Below are 24486 nucleotides of genomic sequence, written 5' to 3' on the forward strand. Positions count from 1 at the left end.
ATGTCTGACTCGTCAGCCACGGTTCTGCCGCTGACCGCCGGCCAGGCCGGAATCTGGTACGCGCAAAGCCTCAGCGGTCCGAACGCGACGTTCAACGCGGCCCTCTACCTGGACATAGCGGGGGCCGTCGATCCCGTGCTGTTCGCCACCGCGATGCGCCGGATCGTCGTGGAGACCGAGGCGCTGCGTGCCCGGTTCACCGACGGGGGGTCCGGTCCGGCACAGGTGATCGAGCCGGTCACCGACTGGTCGGCGCAGCCGGTGCACGTCCTGGACTTCGCCGCCGAGGACCGGCCGGACGAGAAGGCCGACGCGTGGATGTGGGCGGACGCGAACACCCCGGTCGAGGTGATCGGGGGCACGCTGTACCGCTTCGCGCTCATCAAGGTCGCCGAGGACCGGTTCCTCTTCTACTACCGCTACCACCACCTGGTGATGGACAGCTTCGGCGCCAGCCTCATCGCCTCCCGTCTGGCCGACGTCTACACCCGGCTCACCGAGGGGCGGGACCCGGCCGACGGGGCGTTCCCGCCGCTGCGCGAGCTGATCGAGGACGAGCTGGTCTACCAGCGGTCCGCCGAGTTCGCCGAGGACCAGTCCTTCTGGACGGGGGAGTTCGCCGACAGGCCGGCCGCCGTGAGCCTCGGTGACCGTCCGACGGCGCTGCCCACCGGCCTGTTCCGGGACACCGCGTACGTATCGGCCGCGCAGGGCAACGAGATCCGCGACGCGGCCCGTGCCGGACGGGTCGGCTGGCCCGCCGCGGTGCTGGCGGCGCTCGCCGCGTACACCAGCCGGATCACCGGCAGCAGCGACGTGGTGATCGCCCTGTCCGTCGCCGCCCGCACCACGGCCGCGGGCCGCACCGTGCCCGGCATGGTGTCCAACGTGGTCGGCGTACGGATGACGGTGCGCCCCGACATGACGGCGACGGAACTCGTCCGCCACGCCCACCAGCGCATGCGCGCCGTCTCCCGGCACAAGCGCTACCGCTACGAGGACCTGCGGCGCGACCTCAGACTCCTGGGCTCCGACGGCCGGTTGCTCGGGCCGAGGCTCAACCTCCACGTCGTCGCCCCGGCCCTGCGCATCGCGGGTCTGCCTACGACCCTGCACCCCCTGATGGCCGGACACGACGACGACCTCTCGCTGATCGTGGTCGGCCGCCAGGACGGCGGCCTCCAGCTCGACCTCTCCGCCAACCCGGACGTCTACAGCCCCGACGCGGCGCGGCAGCACCACCGCCTGATCATCCGGCTGCTCGGCGAGCTGGCCGCGCATCCCGACCGCCCGATCGGCGCCCTGGACATCGTGGAGCCCGAGACGCTGGAGCGGTTGGTCGGCGAGTGGGGCGGCGCCGCCCGGACACCCGCGGCGGCCGAACGCGCCACCCTGACCGAGCGGTTCGCCGACACCGTGGCGGCCCATCCGGACCGCACGGCGGTGGTCTGCCCCGACGGCGCGGACCACCGGGCCCTGACCTACCGGGAACTGGACGAGCGGTCCAACCGGCTGGCCCGGCTGCTGATCGACCGCGGGGTGCGGCGCGGTCAGCTCGTCGCACTGGCGATGCCGCGCTCGGTGGACCTGCCCGTGGCGCTGCTGGCGACGCTGAAGGCCGGCGCGGCGTATCTCCCGGTCGACCCCGAGTACCCCGCGGACCGGGTCGCCTACATGCTGGCCGACGCCCGGCCCGCCGCCGTGATCACCGCACGGCGCGACACCTTCGCCCAACCGGTGGTGGACACACCGGAGATCGCGCTCGACCACCCGGACACGGCGGCCGAACTGGCCGCGCTGGCGCACACCCCGGTCCGGGACGCCGAGCGCGGCGGACCGGTCCTGCCCGACCAGGCCGCCTACGTCATCTACACCTCGGGGTCGACCGGCCGGCCCAAGGGCGTCGTGGTCGCCCACCGCAATGTGCTCCGGCTCTTCGAGTCGACCGCGTCCTGGTCCGGCTTCGGGCCGGACGACGTGTGGTCGCTGTTCCACTCCTACGCCTTCGACTTCTCGGTGTGGGAGATCTGGGGCGCCCTGCTGCACGGCGGGAAGCTCGTGGTGGTGCCGTTCGCGGTGAGCCGCTCGCCGGAGGAGTTCCTGCGGCTGCTGGTACGGGAGCGGGTCACCGTCCTCAACCAGACACCGTCGGCGTTCTACCAGCTGGTCCAGGCCGACCGGGACGACCCGGAGACCGGGAGCGCGCTCGCCCTGCGCCGGGTGATCTTCGGCGGTGCGGCGCTGGAGTTCGGCAGGCTGGCCGAGTGGTACGAGCGGCACGCCGAGGACGCCCCGCGGCTGGTCAACATGTACGGCATCACCGAGACCACCGTGCACACCACGGAGCTGATGCTCGACGCGTCCGTGGCGTCGGCCGGTACCGGCAGCATGATCGGCCGGGGCCTGGACGACCTGCGCGTCTACGTCCTGGACACCGCGCTGCGCCCGGTACCGCCCGGGGTGGCCGGTGAGCTGTACGTCGGCGGCCCCGCGGTGGCCGACGGCTATCTGGGGCGGCCGGACCTGAGCTGTACCCGGTTCGTCGCGGACCCCTTCGGCCCGGCGGGACAGCGTATGTACCGGTCCGGCGACCTGGCCCGCTGGGCCGCGGACGGCGGCGCGAACCTGGAGTACCTGGGGCGCGCCGACCAGCAGGTCAAGATCCGCGGCTTCCGGATCGAGCCGGGCGAGATCGAGGCCGCGGTCCTGCGGCACCCCGATGTCCGGCAGGCGGCCGTCGTCGTCCGTGAGGACACCCCCGACGACCAGCGGCTGGTGGCCTACGTCATCGGCGGCCACGGCGCCGGGGGCCGGGTCGCCCTGGACACCACCGACCTGCGCAAGCACACGGCCGCCGCCCTGCCCGAGCACATGGTGCCGAGCTGGTTCGTGCAGCTGGACGCGCTGCCCCTGACCGGGAACGGGAAGCTCGACACCGGGGCCCTGCCCGCCCCGGACCTGGCGGGCCTCGCCGGCGGCCGGCCGGCCCGTACCCCGGAGGAGGAGATCTTCTGCGGTCTCTTCGCGGAGATCCTGGGCGTGCCGTCGGTCTCCATGGACGACAACTTCTTCGATCTGGGCGGGCATTCGCTGCTCGCCACCAGGCTGGTCAGCCGGGTGCGCGCGGCGTTCGGCGTCGAACTCACCATCCGTACCGTCTTCGAGGCACCGTCCCCGGCCGAGCTGATCGCCTGGCTCGCGGGCAACGGTGACGTACCGAGCGCCCGGCGCCCGCTGACCCCCATGGACAAGCCGGAGGAGATCCCGCTCTCCTTCGCCCAGCTGCGGCTGTGGTTCATCGACAAGATCGACGGCGGCTCCGGCACCTACAACATCCCGCTCGTCGTGCGGCTGAACGGCGATCTGGACCGTACGGCGCTTCAGGCCGCGATCGGCGATGTCGTCGCCCGGCACGAGAGCCTGCGCACCGTCTTCCCCGACCGCGACGGCACCCCGCGCCAGCACATTCTGTCCGCCGAGGAGGCGACGCCGGTCATGGGCGTCACCGGCATCACCGCCGACCGGCTGGCCGAGGCGCTGACCGAGCGCGCCGCCGTCGGCTTCGACCTGGCCACCGAGGCGCCCATCCGCGCGCATCTGTTCGCCCTGTCGGACCGGGAACACGCGCTGCTCCTGCCGGTGCACCACATCGCGGGCGACGGCTGGTCCCTGGTGCCGCTCACCCGCGACCTCCAGACCGCCTATACCGCCCGCTGCCGGGGCGACCTCCCGGAGTGGCAGCCGCTGCCCGTCAGCTACGCGGACTACACCCTGTGGCAGCGCGAGATCCTGGGCGACGAGGACACCCCGGGCTCGGCGATCTCCGGCCAGCTCTCCTTCTGGACGGAGTACCTGCGGGGACTGCCCGAGGAAGTCACCCTGCCCACCGACCGGCCCCGGCCCGCCGTCGCCTCCTACCGGGGCGAGACGCTGCGCTTCGATCTGCCGGCCGCGCTGCACCGGCAGCTGACGCGGTGCTCGCGCGAGCACGACGTGAGCCCGTTCATGGTGGTGCAGACCGCGCTGGCGGTGCTGCTGAGCAAGCTCGGCGCCGGTGAGGACGTCCCGCTCGGCATCTCGATCGCGGGACGGACCGACGAGGCGCTGGACGACCTGGTCGGTTTCCTCGTCAACACCCTGGTGATGCGCACCGACCTCACCGGGGACCCCAGCTTCGCCGACCTGCTGGGCCGGGCCCGCACGGACGGCCTGGCCGCCTTCGCCAACCAGGACCTGCCCTTCGAGCGGCTGGTCGAGGCCGTCAACCCGGAGCGCTCGGCCGGCCGGCACCCGCTGGTCCAGATCGGCCTGGGCTTCCAGAACAACGCGGCACCGGGGCTGGACCTGCCCGGCCTCGACGCCTGGATCGAACCCGCCGTCACCCACACCGCCAAGCTGGACCTGCTCTTCGACTTCCGCGAGGTGCGGGGCGAGGGGGGCGACCCGGACCACACGACCTGTGCCGTCGAGTACGCCACCGACCTGTACGACGAGGCCACCGTCGAGCTGCTCATCAGCAGGCTGACGCGTCTGCTGGACCGGGCGACCGGACGGCCGCAGAGCCGGCTGAGCGAGCTGGAGGTGCTGGACGCCGACGAGCGCGAGCGCATCCTCGTCGAGTGGAACGACACCGCGTGCGAGGTCGCCGCGGGCACCCTGCCCGAGCTGTTCGCCGCACAGGTGCGGCGCACCCCCGGTGCCCTCGCGGTGGTGGCCGGTGAGCAGGAGCTGCGCTACGCGGAGCTGGGCGAGCGGGTCAACCGGCTCGCCCGGCATCTGATCGCACGCGGGATCGGCACCGAGGACCGTGTCCTGCTGGTGATGCCGAAGTCGCTGGACCTCCTCGTGGCGCAGCTCGCCGTGGTCACGGCGGGTGCCGCGTTCGTGCCGGTCGACCCCGGCTATCCGCGCGAGCGGGTCGCCTTCATGGCCGACGACGCCGCGCCCGCGCTGCTGCTGACCCTCAGGTCGGTGGCCCCGCAGGCCGATGAGGTGATCCCGGACCTGCCCAGGATCGTGCTCGACGGCCCGGGGACGGCCATCGTGGTCGCGGCACAGCCCGCCACCCCGCTGTCGGACGCGGAGCGGCGGGTGCCCGTCGCGCTCGACCAGGCCGCCTACGTCATCTACACCTCCGGCTCGACCGGCCGGCCCAAGGGCGTCGTGGTGACCCACCGGGGCATCGGCAACCTGGCCGCCGCGCAGGGCGAGCGGTTCGCGGTCCGGCCGGACAGCCGGGTCGTCCAGTACGCGGCACCGAGCTTCGACGCCGCGGTGTCCGAGACCTGCGTCGCCCTGCTCGGCGGCGCCACGCTGGTGCTCCCGGTCGAACAGGGCCTGCTGCTCGGTGACGAACTGGCCCGGTTCCTGACGGGCCGGCGGATCAGCCATGCGACGATCCCGCCGATCGCGCTGACCGGGCTCGACCCGGCCGCCGTGCCGGCCGGGATGGTGCTGACGGTCGCCGGTGAGCCGTGCTCGGCGGAGCTGGCCGGGACCTGGTCGGCCGGGCGCCGCATGATCAACGCGTACGGCCCGACGGAGACGACGGTGTGCGCCACGATGAGCGCGCCGCTGTCCGGGGCGCTCACCCCGCCGATCGGCACCCCGATCGCCAACGCCCGGGTGTACGTGCTCGACGCGAGGCTCAGCCCGGTCGCCCCCGGCGTCCTCGGCGAGCTGTACGTGTCCGGGGTCAACCTGGCCCGCGGCTACCTCGGCCGGCCGGGGCTCACCTCGGAACGCTTCGTCGCCTCCCCGTTCGGCACGGCCGGGGAGCGGATGTACCGCACCGGCGACGTGGTGCGCTGGCGGGCCGGGGGCGTGCTGGAGTTCGCGGGCCGGGCGGACGACCAGGTGAAGCTGCGCGGCTTCCGGGTGGAGCTGGGCGAGGTCACGAGCGCGCTGACCGATCAGCCGCAGGTGGAGACGGCCGCCGTCGTGGTCCGGGAGGACCGGCCCGGTGAGCGCAGGCTGGTCGGCTATGTGGTGCCCACCGGACGGGACGCCGGTTCCCGTGACACCGGGCTGGAGACCGATCAGGTCGGCAAGTGGCAGGTCATCAACGACGAGGTGTACGGCGCCCCGGACCGGGAAGACCCGCCGCTCGGCGAGAACTTCAGCGGCTGGCACAGCAGTTACGACGGATCCGAGCTGCCCGAGGCGGAGATGCGTGCCTGGCGGGCGGCGACCGTCGACCGGATTCTGGAGCTGCGGCCGCGCCGGGTGCTGGAGATCGGCGTCGGCGCCGGGCTGATCATGGCGCCGGTCGCGCCCCATGTGGAGCTGTACTGGGGCACCGACCTGTCCGGCGAGGTGATCGCCACCCTGCGCCGGCAGACCGCGCGGGATCCGGAACTGGCGGCACGCACCCGGTTCACCGCGACCCCGGCACACGCCCTGGACGACCTGCCCGCAGGAACGTTCGACACCGTCGTGATCAACTCGGTGGCGCAGTACTTCCCGAGCGTGGACTATCTGACCGACGTCATCGCGAAGGCGTTCGCGCTGCTCGGCGACACCGGCGCGGTCTTCCTCGGCGACATCCGCGACCTGCGGCTGCTGCGCTGCATGAGGACGGCCATCCACCGCCTGGCGGGCCCCGGCGACGGCGAGGACGCCACCCGGTACGCGGTGGACCGGGCCGTCGAGCGCGAGACCGAACTGCTGGTGGATCCCGCCCTGTTCGACAGTCTCTCCGGAGTGCTGGACGGCTTCGGCGGCGCGGACATCCGTATCAAGCGCGGGGAGTACGCCAACGAGCTCAGCCGCTACCGCTACGACGTGGTTCTGCACAAGCGGCCGACCGCCCCGGTCTCCCTCGCGGCGGTGCCCGCCGTCGCCTGGGAGCACGTCGGCGGTCTCGACGTACTGGCCGCCCGGCTGCGCGAGGCGCACCCGGCCGGACTGCGGGTCACCGGCATCCCCAACGGCAGGCTCGGCGCGGACCTGGCCGCGGTGGCCGGGACCGACGGCCCCGTGTCGGCGGACGTCGATGTCACGGAGCTGCACGAGGTGGGCTCGCCCTTCGGCTACCGGGCGCTGGTCACCTGGACGGCGGGGGCGGACGACGGCCGGCTGGACGCCGTGTTCGTACCGGAGCCCGCTGCGGACGGCACGGACGGCACGAGCAGCAGGGGCGGCGGGGGCGGCACGGACGGCCCCAACGGCGCTGCCAGCGAAGGCGGTTCGGATGGTGTCGCGGTGCTCGCCTACCGGGATCTGTACCTCCCGGGCGCGGCCCCGGCACGGTACGCGAACGACCCGCTCGTGGGCCGCAGGAGCGGCGCCCTGGTGGCCGAGCTGCGGGACGCGCTGGCCGAGCGGCTGCCCGACCACATGGTGCCCGCCGCGCTGGTCCTGCTGGACGCCCTGCCCGTCACGCTGAACGGCAAGCTCGACCACAAGGCGCTGCCCGCGCCCGACGCGGCGGAGCCCGCCTCCGGCGCCGCGCCCGTCACCCCCGGGGAGAAGACCCTCGCCCGGCTCTTCGCCGAGGTCCTGGGGATCTCCCGCGCCGGGGTGGACGACGACTTCTTCCGCCGGGGCGGCGACAGCATCGTCTCGATCCAACTCGTCAGCCGGGCCCGCGCCGAGGGGCTCCGGTTCACCCCGCAGGACGTGTTCGCCCACCGCACCGTGCGGGCCATCGCCGCGATCGCCGCGCCGGAGTCCGCCGAGGCCGCCACTCCGGGCCCGGCCGCCGGCAGCGAGTGGGACATGGACCTGGTCTCGCAGGACGAACTCGATCAGTTCGAGTCGAAATGGAGCGTTTCGGAATGAGCACGAAGGACAAGTCGTCGCTGGAAGCCGTACTGCCGCTCACCCCGCTGCAGGAGGGTCTGCTCTTCCACGCGCAGTACGACGACCGGTCGGGCCCGGACGTCTACGTCATGCAGCTCGGCATGGACATCGACGGCCCGCTCGACGTGCCGGCCCTGCGCTCCGCCGCGCACGCCCTGCTGGAACGGCACGGCAACCTGCGCGCCGGATTCCGGCACGACGGCCCGCGTGCGCTGCAGTTCATCCCGAAGGCGGTCGAACTGCCCTGGCACGAGAGGGATGTGTCCGGGCTGCCCGAGCAGGAGCGGGAAGCGGCCCTGCGCGAGATCACCGAACGCGACCGCGCGGCCCGCTTCGACCTGCGCACGCCCCCGCTGCTGCGGTTCACCGTGATCCGGGTCGCGGACGGCCGGCACCGGCTGCTGGTGACCAACCACCACATCCTGCTGGACGGCTGGTCGGCCCCGGTCCTGGTTCGCGAGCTCTTCGAGCTGTACGCCGCGGGCGGCGACGCCACCGCGCTGCCCGTGGTCACCCCGTACCGCTACCACCTGGCGTGGCTCGCCAAGCAGGACCGCGAGGGCGCCGTCAGCGCCTGGCGCGGGGCGCTGGACGGGCTCGCCGAGCCGACCCTGCTGGCCGCGATGCCCGACGACCGCTCCACATCGGTGCTGCCCAGCAGGGTCCGTCACCTGCTCCCGCCGGAGACGGCACGGCGGCTCACCGAGCGGGCCCGTGAGCACGGCATCACCCTCAACACCGTGGTCCAGGCCGCGTGGGGGCTGCTGCTGGGCAGGCTGACCGACCGCCGGGACGTCACCTTCGGCATGACGCTGGCCGGACGCTCGCCGGAGATCCCCGGTGTGCACACCATGGTCGGGCTCTTCCTCAACACCGTGCCCGTACGGGTCCGGATCCGGCGCGAGGAGTCGCTGCTCGCGCTCTGCGGGCGGCTCCAGGACGAGCAGCGGACGCTGATGGCCCACCAGCACCTCGGTCTGGCGGAGATCCAGCGGGCGGCCGGGCACGGCGACCTGTTCGACACCCTCACCGTGCTGGAGAACTTCCCGGTCGACCCGGCGACGCTCACCCTGCCCGGCGGGCTGTCGGTCGCGGACTTCTTCTCCACGGACGGCGCGCACTACCCGCTCGCCCTCATGGTCATCCCCGGCCCGTCCCTCGAACTGCGCTTCACCTACCGGTCCGACGCCTTCGGGGAGACCGAGATCGAGGGCTTCGCCACACGGCTGGCCGCCCTGCTCACGGCCTTCGCCGACGAGCCCTCCGCGCGGGCCGGCGCGGTCGAGCTGCTGGACGCCGACGAGCGGACACGGCTGCTCGACGGATGGAACCCGGCCCCCGTCCCGGCACCGGCGCGCACGGTGCCGGAACTGCTCGCGCTGCGCACCGCCGAGAACCCGGACCGGCAGGCGGTGGTCCGCGGCGACCGGTCGCTGACGTACGCGGAGCTGACCGCCCGGGTGGAGGAGATCGCCGCCTGGCTGCTGGAGCGCGGTGTGCGCCCCGAGGAGCCGGTCGGCATCGCCATGGACCGCTCCGTCGACTTCGTGCTGGCCGTGCTCGGTGTGCTCCGCGCGGGCGCCGTGTACGTACCCATCGACCACCGCTGGCCGCGCTCCCGGCGCGCGGACGTGCTGAGCGACAGCGGGACCTCGCTGGTCCTGGAGCAGGGCGACCTGCCCGCGAGCTACCCGGTCCCCGAGGGCGGCGTACCGATGCCGCCCGGCCCGGAGCGGATCGCCTACGTCATGTACACCTCCGGCTCGACGGGCCGGCCGAAGGGGGTCGCCGTCACCCATCGCGGCATCGGGGACCTGGTCGCCGACAGCCGGTTCGCGGGCGGCGCGCAGGAGCGGGTGCTGATGCACTCGGCCCACGCGTTCGACGCGTCGACGTACGAGATGTGGACCCCCCTGCTGAACGGCGGCACCCTGGTCATCGGCCCGCCCGGTGAGCTGGACATGGCCACCATCGCCAGGACCCTCACCGAGGGCCGGGTCACCGCGGCCCTGTTCACCACCGGCCTGTTCCGGCTGATCGCCGCCGAGGCACCGGAGACGTTCCGGCCGCTGCGCGAGGTGTGGGCGGGCGGTGAGGCGGTGCCCGCCGCGTCGGTGCGCCAGGTCCTGGAAGCCTGCCCGGACATCACGGTCGTGGACGCGTACGGACCGACCGAGGTTACCGTCATCGCCGCCGCGCACCCGCTGACCGCCGGGCGGCCCGTGCCGGACCCGGTGCCGATCGGCCGCCCCTTCGACGGCAAGCAGGTCTACGTCCTCGACGGCGACCTGCGGCTCTGCCCGGTGGGGGTGCCGGGGGAGCTGTACGTGTCCGGGGTGGGGCTGGCCCGCGGTTATCTGGGGCGTGCGGGGCTGACCTCGGAGCGGTTCGTGGCGAACCCGTTCGGCGCTGCGGGCACCCGGCTGTACCGCACCGGTGATGTGGTGCGGTGGCGCACCGACGGGGAGCTGGAGTTCGTCGGCCGCCGGGACAACCAGGTGAAGCTGCGGGGCTTCCGCATCGAGCTGGGCGAGATCGAATCCGTACTCGCGGGCCACGAGGCGGTCGGCCAGGTCGCCGTCATGGTCCGCGAGGACCGGCCCGGTGTCCGGCAGCTCGTCGGCTACGCGGTGCCCGCCGCGGGCACCCCGCTCGACCCGGACGAACTGCGCGCCTGGGCGGGCGAGCGGCTCCCGGAGTACATGGTCCCGCGCCCCGTCGTCGTCCTGGACGCGCTGCCGCTGACCACCAACGGAAAGCTCGACACGAAGGCGCTGCCGGTTCCCGAGCACACCGCGGAGGACACCCGCGGACCGCGGACCCCGCACGAGGAGCTGCTGTGCGGGCTGTTCGAGGAGGTGCTCGGGCTGCCCGCCGTGTCCGTCCACGACAACTTCTTCGAGCTGGGCGGCCACTCGCTGCTCGCCACCCGGCTCGTCAGCCGGGTGCGGGCGGTCCTGGGCGTCGAGCTGTCGATCCGGCGGGTCTTCGAGGAACCGACCGTGGCCCGGCTCGCCGTCCGGCTGACGGACACCCCGTCGACGGCCCGGCCGCCGTTGCGCCCGGCCGAGCGGCCGGAGCGGGTGCCGCTGTCGTTCGCCCAGCGCAGGCTGTGGTTCCTCAACCGGATGGAGGGGCCGAGCGCCACGTACAACATCCCGTTCGCCGTCCGGCTCTCCGGAGAGCTGCGGGTCGATGCGCTGAGAGCCGCGTTCGGCGATGTGCTGGGCCGGCACGAGGCGCTGCGCACCGTGTTCCCGGACATCGACGGTGAGCCGTGGCAGCGGGTCGTCCCGGCCGGATCGGCGACGGTGGCCATCGAGGTCTGCGACCTGCCCGAGGCGGAGCTGTCCGCCGCGCTGGACGCGGCCGGTGCGGTCGGCTTCGACCTCGCGCACGACCTGCCGGTACGGGCCCGGCTCTTCCGGACCGCCCCGGACGAGCATGTGCTGTGCGTCGTCGTCCATCACATCGCCGGGGACGGCTGGTCGCAGGCCCCGCTCGCCCGCGACCTCGGTGAGGCGTACCGGGCCCGGCTGGACGGCGCCGCACCGGACTGGCAGCCGCTGCCGGTGCAGTACGCGGACTACACGCTGTGGCAGCAGCGGCTGCTGGGCGACGAGCGGGACGAGAACAGCCTGGCCGCCTCGCAGCGGGCCTACTGGGCCGAACAACTCCTCGGCTCCCCGCAGGAACTGGAACTCCCGGCCGACCGGCCGCGCCCGCCGGTGGCCACCCACCGGGGCGCCGTCGTGCCGGTGACCATCGACCCCGGACTGGGCGCCGGTCTGCGCAAGCTCGCCGCCGGGACCGACACCACCCCCTTCATGGTCTTCCAGGCCGCGCTGGCCGCACTGCTGTCCCGCCTCGGGGCCGGAACGGACATCCCCATCGGTACGCCGGTCGCGGGCCGGACGGACGCGGCGACCGACGACCTCATCGGGTTCTTCGTCAACACGCTGGTCCTGCGCACCGATGTGTCCGGCGACCCCGGCTTCGTCGCGCTGCTGCGCCGGGCCCGCACCACCGCACTGGGCGCCTACGCGCACCAGGACCTGCCCTTCGAGCGGCTGGTCGACCTCGTCGGCGCCGACCGCTCGCTGTCGCACAACCCGCTGTTCCAGGTGCTGCTGGCCTATCAGAACAACACCTCGGGGGAGCTGGAGCTCCCCGGCCTGCGGGTCACCGGCCAGGACCTGCTGCTGCCGGTCGCCAAGGTGGACCTGGAACTCAGCCTGGCCGAGGACGCCGGGGGCGGGATCTCCGGCATCCTCGGCTACAGCACGGACCTGTTCGACCGGGCGAGCGCGGAGCGCGTCGTCGGCCATCTGATCGCGCTGCTGCGCGCCGTCGTCGCGGACCCGGTCCGGCCGGTGCGGCTGCTGGACATTCTGCCGCCGGCACAGCGCGAGGACCTGCTCGTCGGCTGGAACGACAGCGACCGGCCGGTGCCCGCCGGTACCGTCCCGGACCTGTTCGCCCGGCAGGCCACCGCCGTCCCCACCCGGCCCGCGGTGTCCGGTGACGGCGTCACCGTGGCCTACGCCACGCTGGCCGCACGTGCCGCGCGGCTCGCCAGGCTGCTGATCGCACGCGGTGTCGGACCGGAGGACCGGGTCGCCCTGGTCCTGCCCCGGTCGGTCGAACTCACCACCGCGCTGCTCGCGGTGATGACCGGCGGCGGGGCCTACGTACCGGTCGATCCGAACCATCCGGCCGACCGGATCGCGTACATGATCGAGGACAGCGAACCCACGCTCGTGGTCACCGTCTCCGGCCTGACCGCCCGGCTCCCGGAGGACATCACCGATCCGCTCGTCCTCGACAGCCCCGAGGTCGTCGAGGCGCTCGCGGCGCTGTCCGGGGCCGAGGTCACCGACGCCGACCGGCGTACCCCGCTGTCGGCCGACCACCCCGCGTACGTGATCTACACCTCCGGGTCCACCGGGCAGCCCAAGGGCGTCTCGGTCACGCACCGGGGACTGGGCAGCCTCGCCGCCTGGCACGCCGACCGGCTCGGGGTGAACAGCGCCAGCAGGATCGGGCAGTTCGCCGCCCCCAGCTTCGACGCGTCCGCCTGGGAAACGGTCATGGCCCTGCTCAACGGCGCCGCTCTGGTCCTCACCCCGTCCGACGGTCCGGTGCTGGGTACCGACCTCACCGACTTCCTGACCGCCGAGCGGATCACGCACGCCACCCTCACCCCGACGGCGCTGTCCGGAGCCGAGCCCCAGGCGGCACCCGCCGGGCTGACCCTGGTGACCGCCGGGGAGGCGTGCCCCCGCGAGCTGGCCGCCCGGTGGTCGCCCGGCCGCCGGGTGATCAACGCCTACGGGCCGACCGAGACCACCGTGTGCGCCACGGCGAGCGACCCGGTGGACGGCACGGTCACCCCGCCCATCGGCGGGCCGATCGCCAACACCCGGGTTTATGTTCTGGACGCCGCGCTGAACCTCTGCCCGGTGGGTGTGCCGGGGGAGCTGTACGTGTCCGGGGTGGGGCTGGCCCGCGGCTATCTGGGGCGTTCCGCGCTGACCTCGGAGCGGTTCGTGGCTAACCCGTTCGGCGCTCCGGGTACCCGGCTGTACCGCACCGGTGATGTGGTGCGGTGGCGCGCCGAGGGAGTGCTGGAGTTCGTCGGCCGCCGGGACAGCCAGGTGAAGCTGCGGGGCTTCCGCATCGAGCTGGGCGAGATCGAATCCGTACTGGCGGGCTGTGCCGGGGTCGACGGCGCGGCCGTCGTCATCCGTGAGGACCGGCCCGGTGTCCGGCAGCTCGTCGGCTATGTGGTGCCCGAGGAGGGCACGGGCCCGGACATCGCCGCCGTGCGCGCGTGGGCGGCCGGGCGGCTGCCGGAGTACATGGTGCCGCAGGCGTTCGTGGTCGTGGACGGTCTGCCCCTGACGGTCAACGGGAAGCTGGACCACGCGGCGCTGCCCGCACCCGGGCCCGCCCGTTCCGGCGGCGAGGGCCAGGGGCCGGCCACGGAGGCGGAGAAGGTGCTCGCCGAGGCGTTCGGCGCGGTGCTCTCGCTGCCCGAGGTGGGCGCCGACGACAACTTCTTCGAGCTGGGCGGCGACAGCATCGTCTCCATCAAACTGGTCAGCGAGGTGCGCAAGGGCGGGCTGGTCATCACCCCCCGGGACGTGTTCGCGCACAAGACGGTCGCCGGACTCGCGGCGGTCGCCCGCTCCGTCGACGAACTGGCCCCGCAGGACCCCGACGCCGGTATCGGCGAGGTGCCGCTCACCCCGATGACGCACTGGCTGCGTGACCACGGCGGCCGTATCGAGCGGTTCCACCAGTCGGTGCTGCTGCGGGTGCCCGCCGAGGTCACCCTGGACACGCTGACCTCCGCGGTCGGTACCGTGCTCGACCACCACGACGCGCTGCGGCTGCGGCTGACCGTGCGCGCGGGGGAGTGGTCCTACGCGGTCCGCCCGCGCGGCGCGGTGGACCCGTCCGACTGTGTGAGCCGGGTCGACATCGCCGGGGCGGACGGCGAGAAGGTACGGGCCGTCATCGCCGAACAGGCGGAGCGGGCGGTGTCGCGCCTGTCCCCGGCCGAGGGCGCGATCGTCCGGGTCGTCTGGTTCGACGCCGGTCCCCACGAGCCGGGCCGGCTGCTGGTCCTCGGCCACCACCTGGCCGTCGACGGGGTGTCGTGGCGGATTCTCGTACCCGACCTCGCCGAGGCGTGGCAGGCGGCGTACGAGTCCCGGGATGCCACGCTCCAGCCGGTCGGCACCTCGTGGCGCCGGTGGGCGCAGTGGCTCACCGGGACGGCCGCCGAACCCGCGCGCGAGGACCGGGTCTCCTGGTGGGCCGACCAGCTCACCCCCGAGGACATCCCGGTGACGGCGGAGCCGCGGGACCCTGCCGTCGACACCATGGGCACCCAGGACGCGCTCGTACTGACCCTGCCGGAACCGGTCACCGAACCGCTCCTGACGAAGGTGCCCGCCGCGATGCGCGGCGGTGTCGAGGACGTGCTGCTGACGGCGTTCACCCTGGCGGTCGCCGACTGGCGGCGGCGGCGCGGGCTGGGCGCGGGCACCGCGGTGCTGGTCGACGTCGAGCGCCACGGCCGGCAGATCCCGGAGGGGGCCGACCTCGACATCTCCCGTACGGTCGGCTGGTTCACCAGCCTCGCGCCGGTACGGCTGGATCTCGGGCCGGTGTCGTGGGGCAGGGTCCTCACCGACCCCGCCGCCCTGCACAAGGCCCTCAACCGGGTCAAGGAGACGCTGCGGGAGATGCCGGAGGAGGGCGTGGGCTTCGGCCTGCTGCGCCACCTCAACCCGCGCACCCGCGAGGAGCTGGCCCCCCTCGGCACACCGCAGTTCGGCTTCAACTACCTGGGCCGGGCGCAAGTCGCCGGGGCCGGGGCCGCCGGGGAGGGAGCCGCCTCCGGTGACCGGTCGGTACCGAACGCCGGTGCCGACGGCTGGATCATGTCCGCGGACGGCGAGGTGCTCCGGGAGCTCGGCGGCGACCCCGGTATGCCCGCCACGCACTCCGTATCGCTCAACGTGCTCGTCCAGGACGATGTGAACGGCCCCCGGCTGGTGGCCAATTGGACCTGGCCGCGACGCCTGCTGAGCCATGACGACGTACACGCGCTGGCCGAGGGATGGTTCCGCGCGCTCACCGCCCTCTCGGAGCACGCCGCCGAGGGGGAGCCGGCCGGGCTCGCCCTGTCGGACCTGTCACTGATCGACCTCGAACTCGACGATCTCGGGGTACTGGAAGCTGAGTGGAGGAAGACCCGGTGACCCGCAAGGATCTTTTTGAGGACATCCTGCCGCTCGCGCCGTTGCAGGAGGGGATGTTCTTCCACGCGACCTACGACGAGGGCGCGCTGGACGTCTACACCGTCCGGCTGGCCGTCGACTTCGAGGGGCCGTTCGACCTGGACGTGTTCCGCGACGCCGTACGGGCCCTGCTGATCCGCCGGAACAACCTGCGGGCCGGCTTCCTGTCGGAGAACCTGAGCAAGCCGGTCCAGGTGGTGCCGCGCGAGTTCGCGACCCCGGTCGTCGTGCACGATCTGTCCGCGCTGGACGAGGGCGAGCGCGAGAGGCGTCTGGCCGAGCTGTCCGCGGCCGAGGAGGCCGTGCGCTTCGACCTCTCCGACCCGCCGCTGCTGCGGTTCACGATGGTCCGCCTGACCGGGCGCGCCTGGCGGCTGATGTTCAGCTGCCACCACATCCTGCTGGACGGCTGGTCCATGCCGCTCGTCCTCGGAGAGCTGTTCGCGCTCTACCAGCGCGGCGGCGACGTGGCGGGACTGCCGCCCGCGACACCGTTCAAGCTGTACCTCGCCTGGCTGCGCCGACAGGACAAGCAGGCCGGACTGGCGGCGTGGCGGGACGCGTTCGACGGCCTCGGCGGGCCCACCCTGGTGGCCCCGCAGGCCGACGACACCGTCTCCCGGCTGCCCGGCCGGCTCACCCTCGATCTGTCGGAGGAGCAGAGCGGGCGGCTGGCCGCGCTGGCCCGCAGGCTCGGCATCACCGTCAACACCATGGTGCAGGTGGCGTGGGGTCTCCAACTGGCCCGGCTCACCGGCACCGACGACATCGTGTTCGGCGCGACCGTGTCCGGCCGCCCGCCGGAGATCGAGGGCGTCGAGGGCATCGTCGGTCTCTTCATCAACACCGTGCCGGTACGCATCCGGCTGGACGCGGCCGAGTCGCTGCGGGCGCTGCTGCTGCGGGTCCAGGACGAGCAGTCGGCCCTGCTCGACCACCACTACATCGGGCTGACCGAGATCCAGCGCGCCGCAGGACACGGTGAACTCTTCGACAGCCTGGTCGCCTTCGAGAGCTACCCGGTGGATGCCGAGAGCCTGCGGGGCTCGCTCGGTGACCTCACGATCACCGGGACCTCCGGGTCCGACGCCACGCACTACCCGCTGACGCTCATCGCGGTCCCCGGCCGACGCCTCCAACTGCGCCTGGGATTCCGGAACGGCCTGTTCACCGAGGACACCGTCGGCAGCCTCCTCGACCGTCTGGAGACGGTCCTGCGGACCATCTCCGAGGACGGCACCCGGCCGGTCGCCGAGGTGCTGGAGTCGGTCGCCCTGCCTGCGGGCTGGGAGGTCCCCCGCCCTGACCCGATCACCGGCGGCGCCTCGTCGGTGTCGGACCTGAGCGCCGCCCCCTCCGGGGGCCGGGCGCCGCGGACCCCGCACGAGGAGATGCTGTGCGGGCTGTTCGCCGAGGTCCTGGGCGTTCCGTCGGTGTCGATCGACGACAACTTCTTCGACCTGGGCGGGCATTCGCTGCTGGCCACCCGTCTGGTGAGCCGGATCAGGAGCGTCTTCGAGATCGAGCTGCCGGTACGCGCCCTGTTCGACGCGCAGACGGTGGTGGCGTTGGCGGAGCGGGTGGTGGGTTCGTCGTCGGGTGGTCGTGCGGCGTTGGTGCCGATGGTGCGTCCGGTGCGGGTGCCGTTGTCGTTCGCGCAGCGTCGGTTGTGGTTCCTGAACCGGATGGAGGGTCCGAGCGGGACGTACAACATTCCGCTGGGTGTGCGGTTGTCGGGTGCCCTGGATGTGGCTGCCCTGCGCGCGGCGCTGGTGGATGTGGTGGGCCGTCATGAGTCGCTGCGGACGGTGTTCCCCGATGTGGGCGGTGAGCCGTGGCAGCAGGTGGTCACGGCGGAGGACATGACCGTGCCGTTCGAGGTGCGGGACGTCGCGGTGCACGAGCTGGACGCGGCACTGGCTTCGGCGGCGTCCATGGGCTTCGACCTGTCGGCCGAACTGCCGGTGCGGGTGACGTTGTTCCGGGTGTCGGCCGATGAGCATGTGCTGTGTGTGGTGGTGCACCACATCGCCGGGGACGGCTGGTCGCAGGCGCCGCTGGCGCGCGACCTGGGGGTGGCGTACCGGGCACGGGTCGCGGGGGAGGCTCCGCGGTGGGAGCCGTTGCCGGTGCAGTACGCGGACTACGCGCTGTGGCAGCGCGAGGTCCTGGGCGGCGAGGACGACGAGGAGTCGCCGATCGCCGGGCAACTGACCTACTGGCGTGAGGCGTTGGATGGACTGCCGGACGAGCTGAGACTTCCGGTGGACCGGGCGCGCCCTGCGGTGTCGAGCTACCGCGGCGGTCTGGTCCCGGTGGAGCTGGGCGCGCGGCTGCACCGGGATCTGGTGGGCCTGGCGCGGTCGTCGCGGTCGAGCTTGTTCATGGTGTTGCAGGCGGGTGTGTCGGGACTGTTGTCGCGGTTGGGCGGCGGGTCGGACATTCCGCTGGGGACGGCGATCGCGGGTCGTACGGACGCGGCGCTGGATGACCTGGTCGGGTTCTTCGTCAATACGCTGGTGCTGCGGGCCGATGTGTCCGGCGACCCGGGGTTCGGAGAGCTGGTCGAACGGGTCCGGGTGGCGGATCTGGCGGCGTACGCGCATCAGGATCTGCCGTTCGAGCAGTTGGTGCACGCGTTGCAGCCGTCGCGGTCGATGGCGCGGCACCCCTTGTTCCAGGTGATGATCGTGCTTCAGAACAACGCGGTCGCCTCGCTGGACCTGCCGGGTCTCGTGGCGCGTCCCGTCGACGGTGCGGGCGGTGCGGCCAAGTTCGACCTCGGGTTCAACTTCGTCGAGCGCACCGACCTGGACGGTGCCCCGGCCGGTATCGACGTCACGGTGGAGTACAGCGCTGACCTCTTCGACGAGGCCACGGTGACGGACCTGGGACGACGGCTGGTACGCATGCTGTCCCTGGGCGCCGCCGACCCGTCCATGCCCATCAGTCAGCTCGATCTGCTCGAATCGCGCGAGTGGCAGCAGGTGCTGACCGGGGGGAACGACACCGGCCGGGTACCTGAGCTGCCCTCGGCGTCGGCGTCGGGTTCCGAGCCGGAGACGATCACCGGACTCTTCGCCGCCCAGGTGCAGAAGACCCCGGACGGGCTCGCGCTGGTGGCCGGGGACACCCGGCTCAGCTACGCGGAACTGGACGCGCGGTCCGCGAGGCCGGCCGCGCTGCTGGTGGCCTGCGGAGTGCGCCGGGGCGACACCGTCGCCGTCGCCGTGCCCCGCTCCGCCGCACTGACCGTCGCGCACCTCGCGGTACTGCGGGCGGGTGCGGTGTGCCTGCCCATCGAGCCGGACCACCCCGCCGCGCGCATACGCGGCCTGCTGGCCGATGCCGCACCCGCCGCGGTCATCACCACACGGGACTGCCGGTCCCTGTTCCAGGAGCCGGACTCCTCGGTCGTCGTGCTGGACGACCCGGGTACCGAAGAGGCCCTGGCCGCCCTGCCGGCCACCGCCGCGCTGCCGGGACCGCTGCCGGACTCCCCGGCGTACCTGATCCACACCGCCGACCCGGAGGGCGTGCCCCGCGGGGTCGTCCTGCCGCACCGGGCCATCGTGAACCGGCTGCTGTGGATGCGGGACGCCCACGGGCTCGGTGCGGACGACCGCGTCCTGCACCAGGCGCCCGCGGACCTGGACGCATCGGTCTGGGAGCTGCTGGCACCGCTGGTGACCGGCGCCGCCCAGGTCGTCGCCCCGCCCGGTGGCCACCGCGACATGGTCGGGCTGGCCCGGCTGATCCGGAGCGAAGGGGTGACCACCGCCCACTTCGCGCCGGCCCTGCTGGAGGCGTTCCTCGCCGGGCCCGAGGCGGCCCGCTGCACCGGACTGCGCCAGGTGCTGTGCAGCGGTGAGCCGCTGCCGGCCGGACTGCGCGACCGGTTGGGGCAGGTCGTGCCCGGCGCGGAACTGCATGTCCTGCACGGTCCGCCGGAGGCGTCGTCCGGCGTCACCGCGTGGTCCGGCGCCACCGGGACCGAGGGGGCGTACCCACCGGCCGGGCGACCGGTCCGCAACAGCCGCGCCTTCGTGCTCGACGCCCACCTCACCCCGCTGCCCCCGGGCAGCGCGGGGGAGCTCTACGTCGGCGGCGTCCAACTGGCGCACGGCTACCACGGACGGGCCGGTCTGACGGCCGAGCGCTTCGTGGCCGACCCCTACGGCCCGCCCGGCTCCCGGCTCGCCCGCACCGGTGACCTGGCCCGGATCACCCGCGACGGAACGATCGAGCTGCTGGGCCGCACCGACGACCGGCTCACGGTCGACGGCCGGAGCATCGAACCCGGCGAGGTCGAAGGCGTCCTCGCCGGGCACGCCGACGTCGCCGCCGCGGCCGTGACCGCACGGCCGGGCCCCTCGGGCGACATCGCGCTGGTGGCGTACCACGTCCCCGCCGACCCGATGGCTCCGGCGGACACCGCGACCCTGCGGGCGCACGCCGCCGCCGCGCTCCCGCACCACGCGATACCCGCGCACTACGTGGAGCTCGACGCGCTCCCGTACACCGCTGACGGGCGGATCGACCTCGCGGCGCTGCCCGACCCGCAGCACAGCGAGGCCCGCGCGCCGCGCGACGATGTCGAGCGGACGCTCTGCGAGCTGTTCGCCGAGCTGCTCGGTGTCCCATCGGTGTCGATCGACGACAGCTTCTTCGACCTGGGCGGGCATTCGCTGCTGGCCACCCGTCTGGTGAGCCGCGTCCGTTCGCTGTTCGGCATCGAGCTGCCCTTCCGGGACATCTTCGACGCGCAGACGGTGGTGGCGTTGGCGGAGCGGGTGGTGGGTTCGTCGTCGGGTGGTCGTGCGGCGTTGGTGCCGATGGTGCGTCCGGTGCGGGTGCCGTTGTCGTTCGCGCAGCGTCGGTTGTGGTTCCTGAACCGGATGGAGGGTCCGAGCGGGACGTACAACATTCCGCTGGGTGTGCGGTTGTCGGGGGCGCTGGACGTGGCTGCCCTGCGCGCGGCGCTGGTGGATGTGGTGGGGCGTCATGAGTCGCTGCGGACGGTGTTCCCCGATGTGGGCGGTGAGCCGTGGCAGCAGGTGGTCACGGCCGAGGACATGACCGTGCCGTTCGAGGTGCGGGACGTCGCGGCGCACGAGCTGGACGCGGCGCTGCTTCGGGTCGCCTCGGTGGGCTTCGATCTCTCGGCCGAACTGCCGGTGCGGGTGACGTTGTTCCGGGTGTCGGCCGATGAGCATGTGCTGTGTGTGGTGGTGCACCACATCGCCGGGGACGGCTGGTCACAGGCGCCGCTGGCGCGCGACCTCGGCGTGGCGTACCGGGCACGGGCGACAGGCAGTGTTCCCGGCTGGGAGCCGCTGCCGGTGCAGTACGCGGACTACGCGCTGTGGCAGCGCGAGGTCATGGGGAACGAGGACGACGAGGAATCACCGATCTCGCAGCAACTCTCCTATTGGCGGACGGCGTTGAGCGGTCTTCCGGACGAGGTGAGCCTGCCGGTGGACCGGCCGCGCCCCGCGGTGTCGAGCTACCGCGGCGGGACCGTGGCACTGGAGCTCGACGCACGGCTGCACCGGAACCTGGCCGGGCTGGCACGGTCGTCGCGGTCGAGCTTGTTCATGGTGTTGCAGGCGGGTGTGTCGGGGCTGTTGTCGCGGTTGGGCGGCGGGTCGGACATTCCGTTGGGGACGGCGATCGCGGGTCGTACGGATGCGGCGCTGGATGACCTGGTCGGGTTCTTCGTCAATACGCTGGTGCTGCGGGCCGATGTGTCCGGGGACCCGGGGTTCGGAGAGCTGGTCGAACGGGTCCGGGTGGCGGATCTGGCGGCGTACGCGCATCAGGATCTGCCGTTCGAGCAGTTGGTGCACGCGTTGCAGCCGTCGCGGTCGATGGCGCGGCACCCCTTGTTCCAGGTGATGATCGTGCTTCAGAACAACGCGGTCGCCTCGCTGGACCTGCCGGGTCTCGTGGCGCGTCCCGTCGACGGTGCGGGCGGTGCGGCCAAGTTCGACCTCGGGTTCAACTTCGTCGAGCGCACCGACCTGGACGGTGCCCCGGCCGGTATCGAGGTCACGGTGGACTACAGCGCCGACCTCTTCGACGAGAGCACGGTCCGGCACATCGGTGAACGGCTGGTCCGGCTCCTCGCCGCGGGCACCGCCGACCCGCTGACGCCGCTCGGCCGGATCGACATCCTCGATGCCGCCGAGCGCGAGCAGCTGCTGACCGGGTGGAACGACACCGCGCGGGTGCTGGAGCTGCCGACGGCGACGGCGTCGGGTCCCGAGCCGGAGACGATCGCCGGACTCTTCGCCGCCCAGGTCGCGAGGACCCCGCAAGCACCGGCGCTGGTGGCCGGTGACATGCGCCTCAGCTACGCGGAACTGGATGCGCGGTCCGCGAGACTGGCCGCCCTCCTCATCGCCCGCGGAGTGCGCCGGGGCGACACCGTCGCCGTCGCCGTACCCCGCTCCGCCGCGCTGACCGTCGCCCTCCTGGCCACGATCAGGGCGGGCGCGGCCTATCTGCCGGTCGAGCTGGACTACCCGGCCGAGCGGATCGCGTACATGCTGGACGACGCCGCTCCGGCCGTCGTGATCACCACGCGCGAAGGGCGGGACGGCCTCCCCGGGAGTGGAGCGGGCACCGCCCGGAAGCTGCTCGTGCTCGATGTCCCCGGCACCGAGGCGGAGCTGGCAGCCCTGCCCGCCACCGTGGCACTGCCGGGACCGCTGCCGGACTCCCCGGCGTACCTGATCTACACCTCCGGCTCGACCGGCCGCCCGAAGGGCGTCGTCGTGCCGCACCGGGGCATCGTGAACCGGCTGCTGTGGATGCAGGACGCCTACCCGCTCGGTCCGGACGACCGGGTGCTGCAGAAGACCCCCTCCGGCTTCGACGTGTCGGTCTGGGAGTTCTTCTGGCCGCTGGTGACCGGTGCGGTGCAGGTGTCCGCCAAGCCCGGCGGCCACCGGGACCCGGAGTACCTGGCACGGCTGATCCAGGACGAGGGCGTGACCACCGCGCACTTCGTCCCGTCCATGCTGGAGGTGTTCCTCGCCGGTCCCGAGGCGGCCCGCTGCACCGGGCTGCGCCGCGTGCTGTGCAGCGGTGAGGCGCTGCCGGCCGGACTGCGCGACCGGTTCCGTGCCCTGCTGCCGGCCGGGCTGCACAACCTGTACGGGCCCACCGAGGCGTCCGTGGACGTGACGGCGTGGGACTGCGCCGCGGACTCCGACGCCGTGGTGGTCCCCATCGGCAGGCCGGTCTGGAACACCAGAACCTATGTACTGGATGCCGCGCTCGCCCCGGCCCCGGTCGGCAGCGGCGGTGAACTGTATCTGGGCGGCGTGCAGTTGGCGCACGGCTACCGCGGGCGGCCGGGTCTGACGGCGGAGCGGTTCGTGGCGGACCCCTACGGCCCGCCCGGCTCCCGGCTCTACCGCACCGGCGACCTGGCCCGGATCACCCGGACCGGGGTGATCGAATTCCTCGGCCGCACCGACGACCAGGTGAAGATCCGCGGCCAGCGCGTGGAGTTGGGCGAGATCGAGCACGCGCTCGCGCGGCACGCCCTGGTGGGCAGCGCCGTCGTGACGGTGTACCCGGCACCCGCGGGCGACACCCGCCTCGCCGCGTACATCACGTCCGCCGACCCGGGGACGCCCCCCGACCCGGCGGCGCTGCGCGATCACCTGGCCACCGTGCTGCCCGCCCACATGGTGCCCGCCCACTACACGGTGATCGACGCCGTACCGGTCACCCCCAACGGGAAGGTCGACAAGAAGGCGCTGCCCGCGCCGCACCTGCTGGAACGCCCGCCGGGCCGCACGCCCCGCGACGGGACCGAGACGGCGCTCTGCGAGATCTTCGCCGAACTGCTCGGCCACGACACGGTCGGGATCGACGACAACTTCTTCGAACTCGGCGGCCACTCCCTGCTCGCCACCCGGCTCATCAGCCGGGTCCGGGACCGGCTGGGCGCCGAGATGTCGGTGGTGGCGATCTTCGAGGCGCCCACGGTGGCGGCGCTGGCGGTCCGGCTCGCACGGGCCGACGGGGCGGGACCCCTGAGCCGGCTGCTGCCGCTGCGCTCCGGCGGCACCGGGGCGCCGGTCTTCTGTGTGCACCCGCTGGGCGGGCTCAGCTGGCCCTACGCCGGTCTCGCGGAGCATCTGCCCGCGGAGGTCGACCTGTACGGCCTCCAGTCGGCCGGGCTCGGTGACGACGAGCCGCTGCCGGACTCCGTCGAGGAGATGGCGGCCGACTACGTGGCCCGTATCCGTACCGTGCAGCCCGAAGGCCCCTACCGGCTGCTCGGCTGGTCGCTCGGCGGCCGGGTCGCGCACGCCATGGCCGGGCAACTGGAGTCCGCCGGGCAGGAGGTGGAACTGCTCGCCCTGCTGGACGCCTACCCGCGTACGGAGGAGGAGCCCGCCGCTTCCTTCTCCGAGGGCGAGTTCCTCGAAGGCATCCTGGTGGCGATCGGCATGGAGGCGTCGGACCTCGACGGTCCGCCGGAGTTCGGCCGGGTGATGGCCGCGATGCGGTCCTCCGGCAAGGAGCTCGCCGGTCTGTCGGAGGAGCAGCTGCGCCGGCTCCAGCGGGTGATGGCCAACAGCTTCCGGGTCGAGGCGGGTTCCGTCACCGGACGCTGCCGGGCGGACGCCGTGATGTTCGCGGCGACGGTCGACCCGGCGGGCGACCCCGCCGACTGGCTGCGCCACCTCGACGGCGGTCTGGAGATCCACCGGGTGGCCGTCGCCCACAACGACCTGATGCGGCCGCAGCCGCTCGCCGAGATGGGAGCGGTGCTGGCGAAGAAGCTGGCCCCGGCCGCTCGTACCGATCGTGCGTGAGGCTCCGGGCCGGACACGGCCCGACGGCG

General features: G+C 73.2%; 3 protein-coding genes. All 3 read left to right on the forward strand.

All coding sequences use genetic code 11. The features are described 5' to 3' along the window. The 3 genes from A6A29_RS09015 to A6A29_RS09025 are packed head-to-tail and all read left to right on the forward strand — an operon-like array spanning position 1 to position 24457. Positions 1-7782: a non-ribosomal peptide synthetase gene (locus A6A29_RS09015; RefSeq protein ID WP_073719474.1), complete on the forward strand. Its 7782-nt coding sequence runs from the start codon at positions 1-3 to the stop codon at positions 7780-7782. After that, entirely contained in the window at positions 7779-15578 is a 7800-nt protein-coding gene (locus A6A29_RS09020) for a non-ribosomal peptide synthetase (RefSeq protein ID WP_073719475.1), read from the forward strand. Before A6A29_RS09015 ends, A6A29_RS09020 begins: the two co-directional genes overlap by 4 nt. Then, positions 15575-24457 (forward strand): non-ribosomal peptide synthetase, encoded by an 8883-nt coding sequence (locus A6A29_RS09025; RefSeq protein WP_143196966.1) that lies wholly within the window; start codon positions 15575-15577, stop codon positions 24455-24457. The genes A6A29_RS09020 and A6A29_RS09025 overlap by 4 nt, the downstream gene beginning before the upstream one ends. The last annotated feature ends 29 nt before the right edge of the window (positions 24458-24486 follow it).

Origin of the sequence: Streptomyces sp. TSRI0281, assembly GCF_001905125.1 — a bacterium.
Lineage (GTDB): Bacteria > Actinomycetota > Actinomycetes > Streptomycetales > Streptomycetaceae > Streptomyces.